This window comes from Rubrivirga sp. S365 (genome assembly GCF_032248475.1).
In the GTDB taxonomy this organism is placed as follows: Bacteria; Bacteroidota; Rhodothermia; order Rhodothermales; family Rubricoccaceae; genus Rubrivirga; species Rubrivirga litoralis.
Window position 1 is genome coordinate 1660132 of the sequence record NZ_JAVTTN010000001.1, and the last position, 14829, is coordinate 1674960.

Sequence of the window (14829 nt, forward strand, 5' to 3'; positions counted from 1 at the left end):
GGAGGGGCGCCTTGTTCTTATCGGCGCCGGCCCGCAAGGGTCCGCCCGAGGCGGCCGTCTGCGTCGAGAGCCGGCGAAAAGCGGGCGGGGCGGCGAACCCGGACGCTCCGGGCGGGGTGGAGAGGGCCGGAGCCCCCCGCTCTGCCCTCGGGGTGCCTCCGAGTCGGGGCGGGGTGGAGCCGCCCCGCCCCCCACACCCCGCCCGTATGCAGACTGCCCCGTCCCGAGCGCTCGCGCCCGCCACGTCCGTCGATGGCCACCTCCGCACGGTCCCCGGACGGCCGTACCCGCTCGGGGCCACGTGGGACGGCGTCGGCGTCAACTTCGCGCTCTACAGCGCCCACGCCGAGGCCGTCGAGCTCGTCCTGTTCGAGAGCGCCGACGACCCGGCGCCGGCGGCGTCGCTGTGGCTCCGCGAGCGGACGGGGCCGGTGTGGCACGGGTTCGTGCCGGGCCTCCGCCCGGGCCAGCTCTACGGGTACCGCGTGCACGGGCCGTACGACCCCGAGCGGGGCCACCGCTTCAACCCGAACAAGGTCCTCCTCGACCCCTACGCCCGCGCCATCGGCCGCCCGCTCCGGTGGGACGACTCGCTGTTCGGGTACGTGATCGGCGAGGACGACCTCTCCTTTTCCCACGCCGACAGCGCCCCGTTCGCCCCGCTCGGGGCCGTCATCGAGAGCGGGTTCGAGTGGGGCGCCGACCGCCCGCCGAAGGTGCCGTGGGAGGACACGGTCATCTACGAGACGCACGTAAAGGGTCTGACCATGACGCACCCCGACGTGCCCGAGGCGCTCCGGGGGACCTACCTCGGCGTTTCGTCCGAGCCCGTCGTCGAGCACCTCAAGGCGCTCGGCGTCACGACGGTCCAGCTCCTCCCGGTCCACGCGAAGCTCCAGGACCGGCACCTCGTCGAGCGCGGGCTGGCCAACTACTGGGGCTACAACACGCTGAGCTTCTTTGCCGCCGAGCCCGAGTACGCCGCGAGCGGCCCCGTCGTGGCCGCGCGCGACTTTAAGATGATGGTCCGCGCGCTCCACGAGGCCGGCCTCGAAGTGGTCATCGACGTGGTCTACAACCACACGTGCGAGGGCAGCGAGCAGGGGCCGACGCTGTCGTGGCGCGGCGTCGACAACCTCGCCTACTACAAGACGAGCCCCGACGACACCCGCTACTACATGGACTACACGGGCACCGGCAACACGCTCGACGCCGGCAACCCGCACGTCCTGCAGCAGGTCATGGACAGCCTCCGGTACTGGACGACCGAGATGCACGTCGACGGCTTCCGGTTCGACCTCGCGAGCGTGCTGGCCCGCGAGCTCTACGACGTGAACATGCTGGCGTCGTTCTTCCAGATCATCCAGCAGGACCCTGTCCTCAACCAGGTCAAGCTGATCGCCGAGCCGTGGGACGTTGGCCCAGGCGGGTACCAGGTGGGGAGCTTCCCGTGGCAGTGGACCGAGTGGAACGGGCGCTACCGCGACGTGGCGCGGCAGTTCTGGGCCGGCGACCCGGGCCACCGCGGCGAGCTCGCGACGCGGTTCACGGGCTCCTCCGACCTCTACGAGCGGTCGGGGCGGCGGCCGTTTGCGTCGATCAACTTCGTGACGGCCCACGACGGGTTTACGCTGGAAGACCTCGTGAGCTACGAGCGCAAGCACAACGAGGCCAACGGCGAGGACAACCGCGACGGCCACGAGCCCAACCACTCGACAAACTCTGGTATCGAGGGGCCGACGGACGACCCCGACGTGCTCGCCCGCCGCGAGCGCCTCAAGCGGGCGATTGCCGGGACGCTGATCCTGTCGCAGGGTGTGCCCATGCTCCTCGGCGGCGACGAGCTCTCCAAGACGCAGGGCGGCAACAACAACGCCTACGCCCAGGACAACGAGGTCAACTACTACGACTGGGACCTGGACGCGCGCGAGGCCGAGTTCCTCGACTTTGTCCGCGACGCGCTCGCGTTCCGCGAGGCCCACCCGCTCTTCCGCCGCCGCGAGTTTCTGACCAGCGAGCCCGACGCCGAGGGCGTCAAGGGCGCCTTCTGGTGGCACCCGGCCGGCCACGAGATGACGGGCGACGACTGGGGCGACGAGGACCTCCACGGGTTCGGCCTCCTCCTCCGCGGCGACCGGATCGACGAGGTCGACGCCCGCGGCCGCCCGCGCACCGACGACACGCTCCTCGTCGTGTTCAACCGCGGGGGCGGGGCGGTCGACGTCGCGCTCCCCACCGCCGAGGCCGGCGACCCCGCCGGGTGGGTCGCCGCGGCCCCGTTCGACGAGGCCGTGACCGCCCCGCCCGAGGGCGGCCGCTTCGCGCCGGGCGGGGTGGCGACCGTCGGGCCGAACGCGCTCGCGGTGCTCCGGGCGGTGGAGGCGTAGGCCGGCGGGGCCGTCGATGAAGGCGGACCGCCCCGCCCGACTGCCCCGCCCCTCGGGTCCACCCGTTGAGTTCGCCCCGCCCGCGGCTATGGGCGGGGCGGTGGCGTTCCGGCCGGGGTGGCCGGGGGCGGGGCGCTACTCGCCGCCGAGGCACGGGAGCACGGCCCAGAACGTCGCGCCCCGCCCTGGGCCGTCGCTCGCGCACCCGACGGTGCCGCCGTAGCCCTCGACGATGGCCTTGACGATGGCGAGCCCCAGTCCGCTGCCCGACTCGGCCTGCACCTCGGGCGCGTCGGCTCGGAAAAAGCGGTCGAACAGCCGCTCGCACGTTGGCCCGTCGAACCCGGCCCCGGTGTCCGCGACCTCCAGCCGCGCCGCCCCGCCCGCGTGGCTCAGGCGGACCGCGACGCGCCCGCCCGGCGGCGTGTACTTGACCGCGTTCCCCACCAGGTTGTCGACGACCTCGGCGAGCGGGGCGGCCTCTGCGCGCACGCGGACGCCGGCGGCCACGTCGACCGACAGCGCGACGCCCTTCGCCTCGGCCTCGGCGCGTGCCCGCTCCGCCCGCCGCGCGACGAGTTCGCCCAGGTCGAGGCGCTCGCCCGGCGGCTGCGGCAGCGACTCGGCGCGTGCGAGCTGGAGGAGCCCGCGGACCGTCCCCGTCATCTCGGCCACGTCCTCGACCACGCGGCCCAGCGTCTCGCGGTACGCCTCGGGCTCGCGGTCGCGGCGGAGCGCGACCTCGGCCTCGCTCCGCAGCGTGGCCAGCGGCGTGAGCAGCTCGTGGGCCGCGTTCGACGTGAACCGCCGCTCGCGCTCGACCGACGCCTCCAGCCGCGCGAGGAGCCCGTTGAACGTCTGGGCCAGCGCCGTCAGCTCGTCGCGCGTGCGGAAGCTGGACGGGAGCCGGCCGCCCAGCCGCGCGCCGTCGGCCGCGAGCCGCCCGGCCGCGTCGGTGAGCACGGCGACGGGCCGGAGCGCCCGGCGCGCGAGCCACCACCCCGCCCCGAGCGCGAACAGCACGCTGAGCGCCACGCCCAGCGCCAGCGTCCGCCCCAAGTCGCGGAGCTCGCGGTGCCGGCTCCACTCGACGCCCGAGACCTCGGCGTAGCCCACGACCGCCCCGCCCGGCGCCCGGAGCGGGGCGACGAGCGAGCGGACCGGCTCGCCCGCCCACTCGCGGCTGAGCCGGAGCGGGCCGCCCGCCGACGGAAGCTCGACGCCCAGGGGCGGCATCGAGGCCACGTTCGCCGACGCCGAGGCGACCGCCCCGCCCGGCGTCAGCACGCGGACGAACGTCGCGCTGGGGCCGCCGAGCCGCGTGGCGACGGGCGCCGCCCCGCCCAGCGCGCTCGCGTCCACGCCATCGGCCCCGACGCGCAGGAGCGGCACGACGGCCTCCAGCTCGTGGTCGAGGTGGCGGTCGAACGAGCGGTGCGCGGCGGCGTGGAACCCGACGTAGCAGAACACGGCGAACGCGCTGAGCAGCAGGAACAGCGTCAGCGCGTACCACAGCGCGAGCCGGGCCGAGATCGGGAGCGCGGAGAGTCGGGTCACGGGGCGGGGCGGCGCTTAGGGGCGGGGCGGCCTCTGGGGGCGGGGCGGTTCGGGGGCGAGGCTAGGGCGCCGGCTCCGCCCGGCCCTCTGCGGGCGCGAGCCGGTAGCCCACGCCGCGGATCGTCTCGACGCGCGGCGCGCGCGCGGCGCGCGAGGCGCCCTCGGCGTCGGCGAGGCGCTGGCGGAGCCCGCTGACCGTCACGTCGAGGGCGTTGTCGGTCACGTAGAGCGCGTCGCCCCAGACGCGCTCGGCGAGGACCGTCCGCGAGAGCGCGTCGCCGGCGCTGCGCAGGAGCACCTCAAGCAGGGCGTACTCCTTGGGGCGGAGCGTGAGGACGGCCTCGCCGCCCGGCCCGTCCATTGTCGCGCGGCGGCGCTCGGCGTCGATCGTGAGCGGGCCGACCGAGACGGTCCGCTCGACGTCCGAGAGCGGCGGGCGGCGGAGCAGCGCACGGAGCCGGGCCACGAGCTCCTCGAAGGCGAACGGCTTGGGGAGGTAGTCGTCGGCGCCGGCGTCGAGGCCGGCCACCCGGTGCTCGACGTCGGCGAGCGCTGTCAGCATGAGGACCGGCTGGTCCTTGCCCGCGGCCCGGACGCGCTCGACGAGCGTCTTGCCGTCGCCGCGGGGCAGCCGCCAGTCGACGACGAAGGCGTCGTAGGCGTTGGCGAGCGCGAGCCGCTCGCCGGCCTCGGCGTCGGCGGCGAGGTCCACGCGGTAGCCCTCCTCCTCCAGCCCGCGCTGGACGGCGCCCGCCAAGCGGGCCTCGTCTTCGATGAGCAGGATCCACATGGGCGGGGCGGTCTGGGGCGGGGTGGACTGGGGGCGGGGCGGTCGGGCACCTTACCACCGTTCCGCCGGCGTCCCCGGGCGGCCGGCCGCCCCGCCCCGCCCGCAGGACGCGGTGGGCGCCTTCACCGAGTCTTGGGCGTTCACCTTAGCGCCTTTTAAGGCCGTTCGCCGCACGTCCTCGCGCCGCGCCCGTTGGAAGGACCGCACCCGCCCCGCCCGCATGGACCGCCGCCTCTTCCTCCGCAACGCCTCCGCCGTCGGCGCGCTCGCCGGCCTGAGCGCCCTCACGCCGGCCTGGGCGCGCCCGGCGCTCGCGCCGGGTCCGGCCCGCGCCGCCGGCCTCGCGCCCACGCGGCGCGCGGGCGGGCTGGTTGAGTACGACCTGACGATCGACCGGACGCCGGTCACGTTCAACGGGCGGACGGGCTCGGCGGTGACCATGAACGGGAGCGTGCCCGGCCCGCTGCTGCGGTTCACCGAGGGCGACGAGGCCGTGATCCGGGTCCACAACCGGCTCGACGAGCAGACGTCGGTCCACTGGCACGGGCTCATCCTCCCGAACGCCATGGACGGCGTGCCGAAGGTGAACTTCCCCGGCATCGAGGCCCGCTCGACGTTCGAGTACCGCTTCCCGATCCGCCAGTTTGGGACGTACTGGTGCCACAGCCACTCGGCGTTCCAGGAGCAGCAGGGCCACTACGCCCCGCTCGTCATCGACCCGGCCGGGCCGGAGCCGTACGCCTTCGACCGCGAGCTGATCGTGGTCCTGTCGGACTGGACGTTCGAGGACCCCCACGACGTGCTCGCCACGCTCAAGAAGCGGGCGAACTACTACAACTTCCAGCGCCAGACCGTCGCCGGCCTCGTGGGCGGGGAGGGCATGGACCCGGGCGCCCGGCTGGACTGGGACCGGATGCGGATGGACCCGACCGACATCGCCGACATCACGGGGGCGACGTACACGTTCCTCATGAACGGGCAGGCCCCCGACCCGGGGTGGTCGGGTCCGTTCCGTCCCGGCGAGCGGGTCCGCCTCCGCTTTATCAACGCGAGCGCGGGCACGTTCTACGACGTCCGCATCCCGGGCCTCGACCTCACCGTCGTCCAGGTGAGCGGGCAGCACGTGCAGCCGGTCACGGTCGAGGAGTTCCGCATGGGGATCGCCGAGACCTACGACGTCGTCGTGACGCCCGGCGACCGGGCCTACACCGTGTTCGCCGAGTCCATGGACCGCTCGGGCTACGCCCGCGGCACGCTCGCGCCCCGCCCGGGCATGACGGCGCCGGTCCCCGAGCGGCGCGAGCGGCCCTCGCTCACGATGATGGACATGGGGATGGACCACGGCGCGATGGGCCACGAGGGCGCCGCCGCGGGCGGGGCGGCGCACGCGGGCATGGACCACGGCGCCGCCGGCCACGGCGCGATGGCGATGGGCGGGGCGGCGGCGGGCGCGATGGCCGCGGGCGACGTGGCCGAGCCCGGCCTCGACCGCACCGGGCTCCGCCCGCCGGGCACGCTCCCCGAGGTCACGCCGCACGGCCCAGACGACCACGGCGTCGCGAATGCGATGGCCCCGGACCAGACGCGGAGCCGGCTCCACGAGCCCGGCGTCGGGCTGGGCGACGACGGCCGCCGCGTGCTCGTCTACACCGACTTGCGGGCGCTCCACCCCGAGCCGCGCCGGGCGCCCGACCGCGAGGTCGAGCTCCACCTGACGGGCAACATGGAGCGCTACATGTGGGGGATCAACGGGAAGACGTACGCCGAGGAGCCGCTCATCCCGATGGTCTACGGCGAGCGCCTGCGCCTGACGATGGTGAACGACACCATGATGAACCACCCGATGCACCTCCACGGCATGTGGATGGAGCTCGAGAACGGCCACGGCGACGTGATCCCGCGCATCCACACCGTCGTCGTGAAGCCGGCCGAGCGGCTCTCGCTCCTCATCGACGTGGACGCGCTCGGGCCGTGGGCCTTCCACTGCCACATCCTCTACCACATGGACCTCGGCATGTTCAGGGTGGCCATGGTCCAGCGGCCCGGCGAGGTGCCGCCCGAGGCGCTCGCCGCCTCGTACGCGCCCCAGGGCTAGCCGCCCCGCCCGACCACCCCGCCCGGGCCAGTAGCCGCCCCGCCCGCCCCGCCCGGCCGCCCCCCGAGGGCGGGGCGGGAGACCCGACGCCCCATGCCCCGACGCCTCGCCCTCGCCGCCCTCCTCGCCGCCGCCCCGCTCGCGGCGGCCCAGACCCCCGAGGGGGACGGCGAGGCCAACGCGCCGCCGTTCCCCGAGTACCCCGACTTCCGGCCCGGCGCCGTCGCCGCGGCCGACCAGAAGCTGTACAGCCTCGCGCTCCTCGACCTGTTCGAGGTAGCGCCGGCCGGTGAGGGCGTCCCGGCCCGCGTCGAGGGGTTCTACCGGATCGGGACCGACTACAACAAGGTCTACCTCAAGGCCGAGGGCGAGGGGCTGGTCGCCGAGGGCGAGGGCGGGGTGGAGGCGCAGGTCCTCTACAGCCGGCTCGTCACGGAGTACTTCGAGGCCCAGGTCGGGCTCCGCCTCGACACCGAGTTCGGCGACGGCGACGTGCGCGCCCGCCCCCAGCTCGCCGTCGGCCTGGAGGGGCTGGCGCCCTACTTTTTCGAGGTCGAACCCGCCCTGTTCGTGTCGGCCAAGGGCGACGTGTCGGCCCGGCTCGAGGGCTCGTACGACCTCCTCGTCACGCAGCGGCTCGTGCTCCAGCCCGAGGCCGAGGTGAACCTGGCCATCCAGCGCGTCGAGGACTGGGGCGTCGGGACCGGCCTGAACGACATCGAGGTCGGGCTCCGGCTCCGCTACGAGATCCAGCGCGAGGTGGCCCCCTACGTCGGCGTGAGCTGGCTGAACCGTTTTGGCGAGGCCCACGACATCGCCCGGGCCGAGGGCGAGCCCACGTCGGAGGCCTTCGTCGTGTTCGGCCTCCGCCTCTGGCGGTAGCGAGCGCCCCCCGACCGACCACTTTCCCCACCCGACTCCCCTGCCGATGACCCGCACGCTCTTCCTAGGCGCCGCCCTTCTCGCCGCGCCCGCCGCCCTCGCCCAGCAGCACGGCGACATGGACCACTCGCAAATGGACCATAGCCAGATGGACCATTCCCAGATGCAGGGGACGAATCACGGCTCGATGGATCACGACGCGCTCATGGCGCTCCACATGCGCATGATGGCTGACCCCGAGATTCACGCCGCCATGCAGGCCGACCCCGAGATGCAGGCGCTCATGGCCGGGACGATGCCGGCGACGGACCACGGAGGCATGGACCACACGACGCCGATGAACGCCGACGCCCGCGCCGCCGCGATGGGCCAGATGCGCGAGCGGATGGCGGCGCTGTCGCCCGAGGAGCACGCCGCGTTCATGGCCCAGATGGAGGCCGCGCACCGGCGCCTCCTCGCCAGCCCCGCCGTCCACATGCGCGCGATGGCCGACCCCGAGCTGCGCCGGATGATGGAGGCCATGCCAGGCGGGATGCCGGGCATGGGCGGGGCGGACCAGGGTTCGATGGACCACGACGGGATGGACCACGGCTCGATGAAGGGCATGAATCACGGCCAGGTGCAGGGGGCGGACCACGCGGGCACGGACCACGCCGCGGGCGTCGCCATGCAGCGCCGGAACGCCGGCGCCCTCCGCAACGACGACGAGCGCCCCGCCACGCCGACCGTCGGGCCGGAAGCGTTCGACGCCTCCGCGACTGCCGACCGCTTCCACGCCGCGCTCGCGGCCGGGGACCGCGAGGCGGTCAGGGTCCTCCTGCTCCCCGACGCCGTGGTCCTCGGGGGCGGTCAGGCCGAGGCCCGGAACGAGTACCTCGGCGGCCGCTTTGCCCGCGACGCGGCCCTCCTCGCCGGCGCCCCGCCCGAGCCCCTGTTCCGCCGGACGACCGTCGCCAGCGAGTCGGCGTGGGTCGCCTCGGCGCAGCAGGTCGGCGACGCCCAGATAGCCGAGCTCCTCGTGATGAAGCAGACGCCCGAGGGCTGGCGGATCTCGGCCGTCCACTGGTCCTCGGCACGTTAGGCTCCTCCTGAGTGGGACCCCGCCGTCCCGCACGGCGGCCGGGTCCGGCCCCTCTGGTTTACGGACCTCCCCGCCCTCGCCTCCGGCGCCGCCGTGACCGTCGGGTCTGGCCGCGCCACGCGTTCAGCGTGGTCCGCTCGTGCCTCCCGAGGGCTTTGGTGGTGATCGTCCTGCTCGGCGTTCGGGCGGGGCGGGAGAGGTCGCGGCGCTACCGCAGGGCACGCTAGGGGCGGGGCGGTCTCGGGGGGGCGGGGCGGCGCGCGTCGGCCTCTGCCAGCTCAGTGGCCCGTCGCCGCCCCGCCCGGACGCTGCGGCCCGCCGGCGTTGCATGCAACGCCGCTACACGACACCGCCCCGCCCGTGGTGTGGGCGGGGCGGCCATCTTCGCTGACCGCTGACCGCTGACCGCTGACCGCTGACCGCTGACCGCTGACCGCTCGAACCTGAGTGGGTTTTAAGGGCTCCCCGCCGAACCATCGGCCCGGGCGCTTGTGAGACGGAAGCCTTTCCAACCCACCCCTACGCTTCCATGCGCACCCAGGACATCCTCTCCAAGCACCCCAATCCGTCCCAGAACCTCGACCAGATCGTCGCGCTCGTCAACTCGGCCTTTGCCTGCGAGCAGTGCTGCACGTCGTGCGCCGACGCCTGCCTCGACGAGGACGGCGACATGGACCTCCGGTACTGCATCCGCACCAACCTCGACTGCGCCGACATCTGCGCCACGACCGGCCGTGCGCTCTCGCGCCAGACCCAGCCCAACGTGCAGCTCCTCCGCGCTCAGCTCGAGGCGTGCCGGATGGCATGCGACGCCTGCGCCGACGAGTGCGAGAAGCACGCCGATATGCACGACCATTGCCGCGTGTGCATGGAGTGCTGCCGCGAGTGCTCCGACGCCTGCCGGTCGCTCCTCCAGGCGATGCCCCAGGGCGCAGCGGCGTAGCCCGCCCGTCGGGTCCGCCGACGACGTGGTTCTACACGGTGGAGGCGGACCGTCGTCTAGCCCGTTGCGGAACGGGGAGGGCCTGGAACACCACGCTCTCCCCGACCTGGGGCTACCGGACGAGGATCTCGACCGCGACCGGGTTCCCCCCGCGCACAATCGGCTGATCCGGCGACCCGGCGCCCTGGAACTCGAACCGGCCGATCTCGCCGGAGTCGTCGTGGAGCATGACGTAGAGCGGGCCGGGCGGGGCGGCGTCGAGGTCGACCGGGACGCGCTCGGTCGTCCCGTGTTGGACGAACGAGCGGCCGACGACGCGCGAGACGTCCGCCCCGCCCTCGGCGGCCTCGGGGTGCACCACGACCCAACTGTCGGAGGCCACCTTCACGGAGTCCACGATGAGGACGTCGCCGACGAACCGGGCGCCGTCGGCGAAGAGGGCGGGGGCGCCGGGCACGGGGCCGGTCCGGGCGTCTGAGCCGCCCGTCACCGGGGGGACCGACGGCGGGACCGGCTCGGTGTCGAAGTCCGAGCGTTCGAGGTCGCCGATAAGCGCCTCCATCTCGGCGATCTCGCGCCGCTGCGCCAGGATGATCTCGTCGGCGAGGCGGCGCACGCGGGGGTCGGAGATGTTGGCCCGCTCGCTCGTCAGGATGGCGATGGAGTGGTGCGGGATCATCGCCTTCATCCATGAGACGTCGTCGACCGTCGTCTGGCTGCGGGCGAAAAAGAGGCCCGCCACGAACAAGACCGCCGAGCCTACAAAGATGGCGACGTTGGCTTTCTTGTTGTCGTACATGTTGAGCATCCACGACAGCATCACGATGGCCATCATCGAGCCCATAAATACGGCCATCCAAAACCGCGTCTGGCTCCACCACGCGTCGTCGAGCGTGTAGATGGTGGCGTACATGAGTCCGAACATGATCACCGTGGAGGTGGCGATCATGCCGAAGAAGCGTTTGTAGGACATGCTGGCGTCGGGGGAGCGAGTGCAGAAGGGCGTCAGGGTCCTACTCCCCTCGCCCCCTGCGGGATCGGGAAGCAGGGGCACCTGAGCGGCTTTTAAGGCCGCCGCGCAGGGCGCGTCGAGGGACCACCCCGCCCCCACGATTCTGGGCGGGGCGGAGACGCTGGCTCGGCTCGGGGATCCGTCAGGCAGCCTCGAAGACGGGCTGGAACCCGGCGTCCTCGACGGCCTGCCGGACGGCCTCGCGGTCCGCCCCGCCCGAGAGGCGGACGACGGCGGGGCCGTCGAGCGTGAGCTGTTCGACCTCGACGCCGGGCGTGCGGTCCAGGGCCTTGGTTGCCGAAGCGACGCAGCCGCCGCAGGTCATGCCGTCGATGCCAAAGCGGAGGGTGGTTTCGGTCGGCGTGCTCATGACGGGTAGGGAAGAGGAAAAACGGGCGGGGTGGTCAGGCCGCCGCCCCGCCCACGGCGGGCGGGGAGAAGCGGCGGAGGCGGAGCGCGTTCGTCAGCACGAAGACCGACGAGAGGCCCATCGCGGCGGCGCCGAAGACGGGCGAGAGCAGGATGCCGAGGGCGGGGTAGAGCGCCCCGGCGGCGACCGGGATGAGGACGACGTTGTAGGCGAAGGCCCAGAACAGGTTCTGCTTCACGTTCTTCAGCGTGGCCGCCGACAGCGCCCGGGCCTCGACAAGCGCGCTCAGGTCGCCGCGCATCAACACCACGTCGGCCGCCTCGATGGCGACGTCCGTGCCGGTCCCGATCGCCACGCCGACGTCGGCCTGGGCGAGCGCGGGCGCGTCGTTGATCCCGTCGCCGACGAAGGCGACGCGGGCGGGGCGGCCGCCCCGCCCGGCCTCGGCCTGGAGGTCGGTCACGGCCTGCGCCTTGTCGGCGGGCAAGACCTCAGCGAGCACCTCGTCGATCCCGAGGCGGGCGGCGACGGCCTCGGCGGTCGCTCGGTTGTCGCCCGTGACCATGGCGACGCGGAGGCCGGCGCGGTGGAGCGCATCGATGGCGGCCGGCGTCGTCGCCTTGACCGGGTCGGCGACCGCGAGCGCAGCGACGACGCGGCCGTCGACGGCGGCGTAGAGCGGCGTCTTGCCCTCGGCGGCCAGCCGCCCCGCCCCGCCCGCGAGCGCGGCGGCGTCGTAGCCGAGGCGCTCCATGTAGCGGTCGGCGCCGACCTCGACGCGGCGGCCCTCGACCGTCCCGCTCACGCCGAAGCCGGGGACGGCCTCGAAATCGGACGCGGGCGGGGTGGCGAGACTTTTCCGGTCGGCGGCGCGGACGATCGCGGCGGCGACGGGGTGCTCGCTCGGCACCTCGACGGCGGCGACGAGCCGGAGCAGGGCGTTTTCGTCCAGGTCGGCGTCCGGGGCGAGGACGACGTCGGTGAGCGTCGGGCGGCCTTCGGTCAGCGTCCCCGTCTTGTCGAGGGCCACGACGTCGGCCTCGGAGAGCGTCTGGAGCGCCTCGCCCTTGCGGAACAAGACGCCCAACTCGGCCGCCTTGCCGGTCCCCACCATCACCGAGACGGGCGTGGCGAGGCCCATCGCGCACGGGCACGCGATGATGAGCACGCTCACCGCCGCGACGAGGGCGTACGTCAACGACGGCTCCGGCCCGACGGCCAGCCACACGCCGAACACGAGCGCGGCGACGACGAGCACGACCGGCACGAACACGGCCACCACGCGGTCGGCGAGCGCCTGGATGGCGGGGCGGCTGGCCTGCGCCTCCTCGACGAGCTGGACGATCTGGGCCAGGACGGTGTCGGCCCCGACGTGTGTCGTCTCGACGAGGAGCGCGCCGGCCTGGTTGACCGTCCCGCCGACGACCGCCCCGCCCTCGGTTTTTTCGACGGGCACCGGCTCGCCCGTCACCATCGACTCGTCGACGTAGCTCGTGCCCTCGGCCACGACGCCGTCGACGGGCACCTTCTCGCCGGGGCGGACGCGGACGACGTCGCCAACGGCGACCTCGCCGATGGGCACCTCGGTCTCGGCGCCGTCGCGGACGACACGGGCCGTCTCGGCGCGGAGCCCCAGGAGCGCGCGGACGGCGTCCGACGTCTGGCCCTTGGCCCGCGCCTCGAACCACTTGCCGAGCAGGATGAGCGTGATGATCGTCGCCGACGCCTCGTAGTAGACGTGGACGGCGCCAGCTGGCAGCACGCCCGGCAGGAACGTGGCCACGACCGAGTACCCGTAGGCCGCCGACGTGCCGAGTGCGACGAGCGTGTTCATGTCGGGCGAGCCGTGCCGCGCCGCCGCCCACCCCGCCCGGTAGAACCGCCAGCCCGGCCCAAACTGGACGGCCGAGGCCAGGACGAAGGCGATGAGCCACCGCGTCTGCATCGGCACGAGCCCGTCCACAAAGTCCATCCCGCCGGGGATGACCATGGGGACCATCTCGAGCAGGAACAGCGGGACCGTGAGACCGGCGGCCCACCCCAGCCGGCGCCGGAGCGTCTGCCGGGCGCGGGCGCGGGCCTCGTCCTCGGCGCCCGCCGCCCCGCCCTCGGCCGCCTCGACGACGTCGTAGCCCGTCCGGCGAACGGCTTCGTAGAGCGCGTCGACGTCGGTCCCGGCGGCGTAGCGGACGCGCGCCCGCTCGGTCGCCAGGTTGACCGACGCCTCGACCACGCCGTCGGCGCCGGCGAGCGCCTTCTCGACGCGGCCCACGCAGGCCGCGCACGTCATGCCGCCCACGCCGAACGAGACCTCCTCGGTCCGCACGTCGTAGCCCGCGCGCTGGACGGCCTCGGCGAGCGCGAGGGGCGTCGTCTCGGCGGCGTCGAAGGAGACCGTCGCCCGCTCCGTCGCCAGGTTGACGGTCGCCTCCTCGACGCCGGGCACCTTCTGGAGCGCCTTCTCGACGCGGCCCGAGCATGCGGCGCACGTCATGCCCTCGACGCCTAGCGTCGCCTGGGACAGCCTGGCCACGTCGGGCGTCGGCCCGGCGGCGCCGTCGCCCGAGGGCGGGGCGGCGACGGTCGCGCCGTGGGCGGACGGGCGGGGGCGGACGGGGGGCGGGGTGGGCATCGGGCGGGGCGGCCCCGAGCGGGGCGGCCGGCGGTGGATCTATCTGAACGCGCCGCCGGCGCCGTTGGCCGTGAACGGACGGTGCATCCTCCCCTACCTGAGCGCCTTTTAAGCTGGCCCCGCCCGCTCAGTCCGCCCCGCCCCGGTCTGCCGGGCAGGCTAAAGGTCGACGGGCTCGACGACGCGCTGGCCCTTGGGGCCGTCGGAGACGAAGGCGGCCGGGGCCTCAGGCGAGTGGTAGAACAGGAGGAGGTGGCCGGCTTCTGCGGCCTCGGCCGCGAGCCGGTCGCGCCACGCTTGCGAGGCCGCGCCGTCGACGTCGTACTTGGCCTGGAACCGCCGCCCCACCTGGCCCGGCGTGCCCAACACGTCGCCGCCGAACACGGCCTGCATGTCGCCGGCGTGGAGGCGGACGAGCTGGTGCGCGCCCGTGTGGCCGCCCGTCACCTCGATCCCGACGCGGCCGAGGTCGGCGTCGCCCTCGACGTAGACGAGCTGGCCCGCCCGGTCGAGCGTGTCGAGCACGAGGTCGCGCGCCCGGGCCGACTCGCCGGCGTAGCCCTCGGCGGTCGCCTCGGCGTGCTGGACGACGTAGTCGGCGGCGGGGAACGTGGGCCGCCAGCCCTCGGCGCCGGCCCGGGTCACCGCCCCGCCCGTGTGGTCGAAGTGGAGGTGCGAGAGGACAACGCGGTCGACGTCCTCGGGCGCCACGCCGCGCCGGACGAGGCTGTCGAGGAGCACCTCGGTGCCGCGCCCCTCGGCCCACGACCCGAGCCCCGTGTCGACGAGCAGCGTCTCGTCGGGCGCCCTCACCAGGAACGGCGTGACAGAGACGAACAGGGTGCCCGGGCGGGGCGGGTCGCCCTCGGCGTACGGCACGAACCGCTTGTCGAGGCCAACGGTGAATCGGCCCTCGGGGAGCGCGTCGATCTCAAGGTCGCCGTAGGTCATGGGCGGGGCGGGGGATGGGGTTCAGGAGTGACTCGGGCGCGTCCGACGCAGAGGGCGGGGCGGGCTCGGAGGCCAACTCGCCACCCCGCCCTTCCTTCCGCGGGCCGGACGAACATCGTGTCTGAACCT

The 14829-nt window shown here is 74.1% G+C and carries 10 protein-coding genes and 1 pseudogene; 5 read left to right on the forward strand and 6 right to left on the reverse strand.

All coding sequences use genetic code 11. The features are described 5' to 3' along the window. Positions 1–206: 206 nt before the first annotated feature. Positions 207–2387, forward strand: coding sequence for a glycogen debranching protein GlgX (gene glgX, locus RQM47_RS07220; RefSeq protein WP_314008174.1), 2181 nt, complete (start codon positions 207–209; stop codon positions 2385–2387). Between the two features lie 135 nt (positions 2388–2522). Here the strand turns inward: glgX and RQM47_RS07225 are convergent, their stop codons facing one another. Then, positions 2523–3944, reverse strand: a complete 1422-nt coding sequence (locus RQM47_RS07225; RefSeq protein ID WP_314008177.1) for an ATP-binding protein — start codon at positions 3942–3944, stop codon at positions 2523–2525. Positions 3945–4005: 61 nt separating this feature from the next. Further along, entirely contained in the window at positions 4006–4734 is a 729-nt protein-coding gene (locus RQM47_RS07230) for a response regulator transcription factor (protein ID WP_314008179.1), read from the reverse strand. A 220-nt stretch (positions 4735–4954) separates the two neighbouring features. Between RQM47_RS07230 and RQM47_RS07235 the strand changes: the two genes are divergently transcribed. From RQM47_RS07235 to RQM47_RS07250, 4 genes are all read left to right on the forward strand, one after another. Further along, positions 4955–6829, forward strand: coding sequence for a copper resistance system multicopper oxidase (locus tag RQM47_RS07235; RefSeq protein ID WP_314008182.1), 1875 nt, complete (start codon positions 4955–4957; stop codon positions 6827–6829). A gap of 93 nt (positions 6830–6922) precedes the next feature. Then, positions 6923–7711, forward strand: coding sequence for a copper resistance protein B (locus RQM47_RS07240; RefSeq protein ID WP_314008184.1), 789 nt, complete (start codon positions 6923–6925; stop codon positions 7709–7711). Positions 7712–7757: 46 nt separating this feature from the next. Continuing rightward, the gene (locus RQM47_RS07245) at positions 7758–8792 is read left to right on the forward strand and encodes a nuclear transport factor 2 family protein (protein WP_314008186.1); all 1035 of its coding nucleotides are present in this window, start codon (positions 7758–7760) and stop codon (positions 8790–8792) included. Positions 8793–9321: 529 nt separating this feature from the next. After that, a complete protein-coding gene (locus RQM47_RS07250; protein WP_314008188.1) occupies positions 9322–9735 on the forward strand; it encodes a four-helix bundle copper-binding protein in 414 nt (137 codons plus the stop codon). A gap of 526 nt (positions 9736–10261) precedes the next feature. On the opposite strand, the pseudogene RQM47_RS17420 reads toward RQM47_RS07250, so the two are convergent. The 4 genes and pseudogenes from RQM47_RS17420 to RQM47_RS07270 all read right to left on the reverse strand — a co-directional run. Next, positions 10262–10708 (reverse strand): annotated as a pseudogene (locus tag RQM47_RS17420) (DUF305 domain-containing protein); the annotation flags it as partial. A gap of 181 nt (positions 10709–10889) precedes the next feature. After that, positions 10890–11117: a heavy metal-associated domain-containing protein gene (locus RQM47_RS07260; protein ID WP_314008196.1), complete on the reverse strand. Its 228-nt coding sequence runs from the start codon at positions 11115–11117 to the stop codon at positions 10890–10892. A 34-nt stretch (positions 11118–11151) separates the two neighbouring features. Beyond that, complete coding sequence (locus tag RQM47_RS07265) at positions 11152–13611, reverse strand: heavy metal translocating P-type ATPase (protein ID WP_409945965.1); 2460 nt, start codon at positions 13609–13611, stop codon at positions 11152–11154. 297 nt (positions 13612–13908) lie between these two features. Continuing rightward, positions 13909–14700 (reverse strand): MBL fold metallo-hydrolase, encoded by a 792-nt coding sequence (locus RQM47_RS07270; RefSeq protein WP_314008203.1) that lies wholly within the window; start codon positions 14698–14700, stop codon positions 13909–13911. Positions 14701–14829 lie beyond the last annotated feature (129 nt).

Bases quoted from the DNA above. Each gene is read 5' to 3' on its own strand.
- glgX (WP_314008174.1), top strand. From the start codon at position 207: ATGCAGACTGCCCCGTCCCGAGCGCTCGCGCCCGCCACGTCCGTCGAT.
- RQM47_RS07240 (WP_314008184.1), top strand. From the start codon at position 6,923: ATGCCCCGACGCCTCGCCCTCGCCGCCCTCCTCGCCGCCGCCCCGCTC.
- RQM47_RS07265 (WP_409945965.1), bottom strand. From the start codon at position 13,611: ATGACGTGCGCCGCATGCTCGGGCCGCGTCGAGAAGGCGCTCCAGAAG.
- RQM47_RS07260 (WP_314008196.1), bottom strand. From the start codon at position 11,117: ATGAGCACGCCGACCGAAACCACCCTCCGCTTTGGCATCGACGGCATG.
- RQM47_RS07250 (WP_314008188.1), top strand. From the start codon at position 9,322: ATGCGCACCCAGGACATCCTCTCCAAGCACCCCAATCCGTCCCAGAAC.
- RQM47_RS07235 (WP_314008182.1), top strand. From the start codon at position 4,955: ATGGACCGCCGCCTCTTCCTCCGCAACGCCTCCGCCGTCGGCGCGCTC.
- RQM47_RS07270 (WP_314008203.1), bottom strand. From the start codon at position 14,700: ATGACCTACGGCGACCTTGAGATCGACGCGCTCCCCGAGGGCCGATTC.
- RQM47_RS07245 (WP_314008186.1), top strand. From the start codon at position 7,758: ATGACCCGCACGCTCTTCCTAGGCGCCGCCCTTCTCGCCGCGCCCGCC.
- RQM47_RS07230 (WP_314008179.1), bottom strand. From the start codon at position 4,734: ATGTGGATCCTGCTCATCGAAGACGAGGCCCGCTTGGCGGGCGCCGTC.